This is a genomic window from Kitasatospora sp. NPDC023120, from assembly GCF_055560835.1.
The window spans coordinates 1-2,482 of sequence record NZ_JBVHHY010000098.1 but is presented as its reverse complement, the minus strand read 5'-3'; the positions used below and the strand labels follow the sequence as shown (position 1 = coordinate 2,482).

General features: G+C 67.5%; 3 protein-coding genes and 1 pseudogene. 1 reads left to right on the top strand and 3 read right to left on the bottom strand.

Features of this window, described 5'->3' with window-relative positions; translation table 11 throughout:
* The first annotated feature begins 115 nt into the window (after positions 1 to 115).
* Positions 116 to 544, top strand: a complete 429-nt coding sequence (locus tag ACZ3TI_RS40850) for a hypothetical protein (protein ID WP_465735646.1) — start codon at positions 116 to 118, stop codon at positions 542 to 544.
* Here ACZ3TI_RS40850 and ACZ3TI_RS40845 read toward each other — a convergent pair.
* The 3 genes and pseudogenes from ACZ3TI_RS40845 to ACZ3TI_RS40835 all read right to left on the bottom strand — a co-directional run.
* A complete protein-coding gene (locus tag ACZ3TI_RS40845; protein ID WP_465735644.1) occupies positions 518 to 958 on the bottom strand; it encodes a hypothetical protein in 441 nt (146 codons plus the stop codon). The genes ACZ3TI_RS40850 and ACZ3TI_RS40845 overlap by 27 nt on opposite strands.
* Positions 909 to 1,808: an IS5 family transposase gene (locus tag ACZ3TI_RS40840; RefSeq protein ID WP_465735642.1), complete on the bottom strand. Its 900-nt coding sequence runs from the start codon at positions 1,806 to 1,808 to the stop codon at positions 909 to 911. The genes ACZ3TI_RS40845 and ACZ3TI_RS40840 overlap by 50 nt, the downstream gene beginning before the upstream one ends.
* A gap of 345 nt (positions 1,809 to 2,153) precedes the next feature.
* Positions 2,154 to 2,311 (bottom strand): annotated as a pseudogene (locus ACZ3TI_RS40835) (cation transporter); the annotation flags it as partial.
* Positions 2,312 to 2,482: the final 171 nt, after the last annotated feature.

Here is a 2,482-nt window from a genome sequence, read left to right as displayed (position 1 = left end):
ACCAGAGCTCATACGGCTCGGGCGATAGCAGTGCTCACCTGCTGGCGGCTACGGACCGTAGTCTCCCTCACGGCCCGACGAGTCCCATTAGGCGACGGCAGGCGATACTCATCCCATGGAGTGGTTCGAGCGGGCCCTGGAAGCGGAACAGCGTCAGGACTGGGACACGGCTATCACGTTGGTGAGCTCACATGCCGCTTGCTACTCCGCCGACCACTATGCGCACAACAACCATCTCTGGCACATGAGCTTGCTCGCCCTCGCGGACCGGCTCGAAGAACTCGCAGAGCTCGCCCCCGCCGATGTCCACGCACGACGGAGGCTCAACAGGTCGCTTCGGGACCAGGGGAAGGAAGCGGCGCTGCGCACGCGAGTCGAAGGCGGTGACCGCGACGCCCTGTACCTCCTTGTTCGGCTGCTGTGTGAGACGAACCGGGCCGAAGAGGCCCATCAAGCGGTTCAAGACCTCGACCCGGACAATCAGCACGCGCACCGGATCCTGGCCGACTTTCGATCGTCATCGAATGCCGTTGTCGGTTTCTGACTTGAGGGCGGGGCTGTTGCGGCGAGGGACCCGTGGGATGGTGAACAGGCCGGGCTCGGGCTCCACGAGGACACCGCGGCTGACCAGGCGTTTCAGCTTGGCTCGGGTGCCTTCGGTGTGACTGGGCTCGGCACCGAGGCCGAGAGCCCGGCAGACGTCCTTGGCGCGCAGGCCGTCGTGCGCGTTCTCGAACAGGGCGAGGATCTGGCGGTAGGCCGATGGAAGAAGATCCAGGGCACGGTCGCCATCGCCTGCGATCTCCAGCAGCGTCTCGCGGGTGATCTGCAGGCGTTCCAGAACCCCTTCAACGGCGGTCAGCTGGTCGGTGAGGTGGGCGATCTGTTCGCGGAGTTGGTCGGCCTGATCACGGGCAGCGACCTGCCGAGCCTCGATCTTCTCCAGCAGCTCGCGCATGCGTGCCCCCACTCGCTTCGGGTGGATCTCGCCAGGTCAGTGCGGCTACGCCGGTGAGCCGGCGGGTCATGATGTCGGTCATCGACCAGTAGATCATCGAGGCCGAACTGGCCGGGAGGGCCTCGTAATCGCGGGCCAGCCGCCGGTGGAGCATCAGCGTGCCCAGGGTCTGCTCGACCACCCATCGCTTGGAAACCGGCGTGAACCCCTTGACCTGCGGATTCCGCTGGACGACCTCGACATCGATGCCTAACTTGGCGCCGTGCTCGATCACGGTGTTCTTGAAGCCGGCGTCCACCCATGCCTTGGTCACTGTCGGGGCCCCTGCTGCAACCTTGTCGAGCAGCGCGGTACCGATCGCGTTGTCGTGGACGTTCGCGGCGACCACGAGCACCGCGATCAGCAGACCGAGCACGTCGGTGGCAATACCGCGCTTTCGGCCTGGGCTCCTCCTACCCGGGTCCAGGCCGGTCGTGTCCTTGGGCGCGTTGACCGAGACGCGCACGGTCTGGGTATCGAGCACAACCGCGCTCGGGTCCTCGTGTCGGCCACGGCTCTCGCGGACCTGCCAGCGCAGCAGGTCGTGCACGGTCTGGTCGGTGCCGTCGTCGCGCCACCTGCCGAAGTAGTAGTAAACCGCGCTGGGCGGCGGCAGGTCGTGCGGCAGGTAGCGCCACTGGCAGCCGGTGCGGGCCTGGTACAGGATGGCGTTCACAATCTCCCGCATGTCGTAGCGGCCCTGGTGCCCGCTGACTGACGGATGCCGCCCCTTCCACGCCCTGATGACCGGCCGGATCAGCTCCCACGCCTCATCCGACAGGTCGCTCGGGTAGGGCCTGCGCTCACCCACACCCAGAGCAAACCGCATCCCCTCCGGGCGTCAATACCTCCTGCACGAGCTGGACTTTCCAACAACGGCCGAACTGCCCATACCCTCACAGAACGCCCTCTCAGGAATCCCGAAGTTACGTCACTGCCGGGCGGAGCACTCGAAGGGTGAAGAAGCCGCTGGCCACGGCCTCGGGCACTCAGCGGGGCTCAGGAGAACTCGCGGGATGTCGCACAATACTGGCCGCCGCCATCGGCACCCTCTACGCCGTCCAGACCCGCACCTGAGCAGGACCCGGGGAAGACAACAAGCACACACGCGTGGGGCCCCGGTCGGGGACCGGGGCCGTGGATCGGGCGGGGGAGGTCAGGAGCAGCAGTCGCATCCGGGACGGCAGCCGCACGCGTCCGCCTGGGCGGACGGCGGCGCCGCGGCCGTGGGGGCGCAGCAGCCCTTGCCCTGCCAGGCATCGCGGCCCTCCTTCACCGCGAGGGCGGCGATCGGGTCGGCCGGGACCAGCCGAGCGTCTGGGTGGACCAAGGCTTCGCCGGCCGGCTCGTCGACTGGACCGCCCAGCCGATGGCGTCGTCACGGCCTGCATAGTACTCCAGCCGTAGATCGTGATCTTGCTGGTGGGCGTCGAGCCGGCCGGTCGATGCTGGCGCTGGTCGATCGATCACGTCGTGGTGCGGGCC

What these genes read in the sequence shown, in the direction of transcription:
- ACZ3TI_RS40850 (WP_465735646.1), top strand. Translation starts at nt 116, where the DNA reads ATGGAGTGGTTCGAGCGGGCCCTGGAAGCGGAACAGCGTCAGGACTGG.
- ACZ3TI_RS40845 (WP_465735644.1), bottom strand. Translation starts at nt 958, where the DNA reads ATGCGCGAGCTGCTGGAGAAGATCGAGGCTCGGCAGGTCGCTGCCCGT.